At 65.3% G+C, this 2,643-nt stretch carries 2 protein-coding genes and 1 pseudogene; 1 reads left to right on the forward strand and 2 read right to left on the reverse strand.

What is annotated here, in order from left to right; all coding sequences use genetic code 11:
* On the reverse strand, positions 1–131 hold a 131-nt coding region (locus tag VN856_RS21620), incomplete at its 3' end, for a universal stress protein (protein ID WP_325692758.1).
* 322 nt (positions 132–453) lie between these two features.
* Here VN856_RS21620 and VN856_RS21625 point away from each other — a divergent pair.
* Positions 454–2,013, forward strand: coding sequence for a glycosyltransferase family 39 protein (locus tag VN856_RS21625; protein WP_325692756.1), 1,560 nt, complete (start codon positions 454–456; stop codon positions 2,011–2,013).
* A gap of 99 nt (positions 2,014–2,112) precedes the next feature.
* Here the strand turns inward: VN856_RS21625 and VN856_RS21630 are convergent.
* Positions 2,113–2,643 (reverse strand): annotated as a pseudogene (locus VN856_RS21630) (MFS transporter); the annotation flags it as partial.

Here is a 2,643-nt window from a genome sequence, read left to right on the forward strand (position 1 = left end):
CCCTGAGGCAAATACGCCGTCGCCACGATCAGCTTCGCGTCCGCCCCGGCAATGCTGCCTGCCTTCTCTACCGCGCGCAGCGACGAATCTGAGCCGTCGGTTCCTACCACCACGGTCCGATAGGCGCTCATTTACCCTCCCAAGTGTCGGTTGCTACGCCAACCCCAGACAGTAGTGCCTTGCCATAGCCAGATGGTCGACTTTGGGACACGCCGACCTGGTTGGGCAATTCCCGGCTACCACTGCGGCGCGCACACTCTGAGGCCCAAATGTGTCGTCTTCGTGTCCAATTAGCTAACGCGATCATTGAAACTCAATGTTGCGCTTGCATTTTCGTCGATACAGCTGCCGTAAGCCCGACACGACCGATTCGGTCATACGGGCAAAAGTGTTATGTGATCAGGCAGGACGGGTAAGCATGTTCACCACGGTGGCCCTAAAGTGACATCCAACATGGTTGCCACAACAGTCGCCGAACCCAGGAGGGCGGTCACCCCGAGCCCCTCGCGGCCGCGCCGGCCCAGCAGGTTTATTGACCCGCTCGCCATCGCGGTGCTGGCCGCCGGCATCGGCGCCGCCGGGGCGAGCTGGCCTTCGCTGTGGTTCGACGAGAGTGCCACGATTTCTGCCTCCGGCCGCTCGATACCCGACCTGTGGCGGATGCTCGGCCACATCGATGCCGTTCACGGTTTGTTCTACCTCCTCATGCACGGCTGGTTCAGCATCTTCCCGGTGACCGAGTTCTGGTCGCGGGTTCCCAGTTGCCTGGCCGTCGGGATCGCCGCAGCCGGTGTGGTGGTCTTCGCGAGACAGTTCCTGCCGAGGACCACTGCGGTGTGTGCGGGCGTCGTGTTCGCCATCCTGCCGCGTGTGACCTGGGCCGCCGTCGAAGCCCGCTCGTATGCGTTGACGGCGGCCGCGGCGGTCTGGCTGACCGTCCTGTTGGTTACCGCCGTACGCCGACACCGGCGAGGGCTGTGGGCGTCCTACACGCTCGCACTGACGCTGGCGATATTGCTCAACCTCTATCTCGTGTTGCTCGTCCCGGTCTACGCGGTCGTGACGCCGGTGCTGCGGCGCAATAGGTCAGTGGTGCGCTGGTTTGCGATCACGTCAGCGCTGGCAGTGGCCGCATCGGCACCATTGATGCTGTTCGCGCACGGCCAGAGCTTCCAGGTGGCCTGGATTTACCCGTTGAGTTGGCACAGCGTGCTCGACGTTGTGCTGCACCAATATTTCGACAACAGCGTTCCGTTCGCGATCCTGGCCGGGCTCATTTTCATTGCTGCGCTGACGATCCGGATGCGGGGTCGGTGGCTATCACTCGGCGATACCCGCCGGGTGCTGATCATCTGCGCGGCCTGGATGGTGGTGCCCACCGCCATCAGCCTGATCTACTCGGCGGTCAGCGATCCGTTCTACTACCCGCGGTATCTGTTCTTCACCACCCCGGCGATGGCGGTTGTGCTGGCCGTCTGCATTGTCGGGATCGCGCGCAGGCCACGATGGATCGCGGCGATGCTGATCGTGCTCACCGTGGCGGCATTCCCGAATTATCTTCTCTCGCAACGACAGCGGTACGCCAAAGAGAGCTGGGATTACAGCGACGTCGCCGACCTCATCAGCGCGCAGGCGGCCCCCGGGGACTGCCTGTTGGTCGACAACACGGTCGGCTGGCTGCCCGGGCCGGTTCGCGCGGTGCTCGCCGCGCGCCCCGACGCCTACCGGCCACTGGTGGACGTCGGTCGCGGCGTCCCCGCGGCCAAGCGCGAGACGCTCTGGGACGGTCACGTCGCCGTCTGGCTGGTGGTAGGCCGGCTTTACCAATGCACCACGCTGTGGACGATTTCCACCCACGACACCAAGCTGCCGAACCATCAAACCGGGACGTCGCTGCCGCCCGGGCGGATGCTGGTGCACGCGCCCGCCTACACGACCGCGACGAATGTCGGGTTCCGCATCGTCGAGCGCTGGCAGTTCCACCGAGCGCAGGTCATCAAGTCGACCCGTTGACCGTGCCAGCTACGGTCGCACCAGCAGGGTGTGACAAGTAGCGTGGCCGGTCGTTCGGCGATATCGACGCCGTCTCCAGTTCGGCGAAATGCAAGCTGGTCAGCGCAGATCCCGAGTGGCCCGGTAGGCGACCCACGCGCCTAGTAAGCCCACCACGGCGAAGACCGCGAACAGGGCCCGCGCGGCGATGACCGTGCTGCCGTGGGCGGTGTTGACCACGACGCCGGCCAGGCCGGCGCCGAATGCGCCGGCGATGACCTCAATCGTGTTGATGGCTGCGGCCGCCGCGGGACCTTCGGCTTCGTCGTCGATGCAGTGCATCGACCACGCCGACAGATGCGGCCACGCCGCCCCGATACCGACGCCGGTGATCGTCAGCGCCAGCGCCCACGTCACGACCAAGTCCGCGGACGCGTTGTCGAATTGGGTAGCCGCGGCCAGACCCAGCCCCAACGCTATGCCAAGCGGACCGAACACGACCACCCGATTGATGACTTTCCTGCCGCTCAGCGACGCGCTGAGGACTTCGCTGACCGCCCACCCGACCGCCAAAGCGGCGCCCAGAAACCCGGCCGCGACCGGGACCAGATGCGCTAGGCGTTGCCCGAACAGCGGTACGTACATGTCGAC

Source organism: Mycobacterium sp., from assembly GCF_035603715.1.
In the GTDB taxonomy this organism is placed as follows: Bacteria; Actinomycetota; Actinomycetes; order Mycobacteriales; family Mycobacteriaceae; genus Mycobacterium.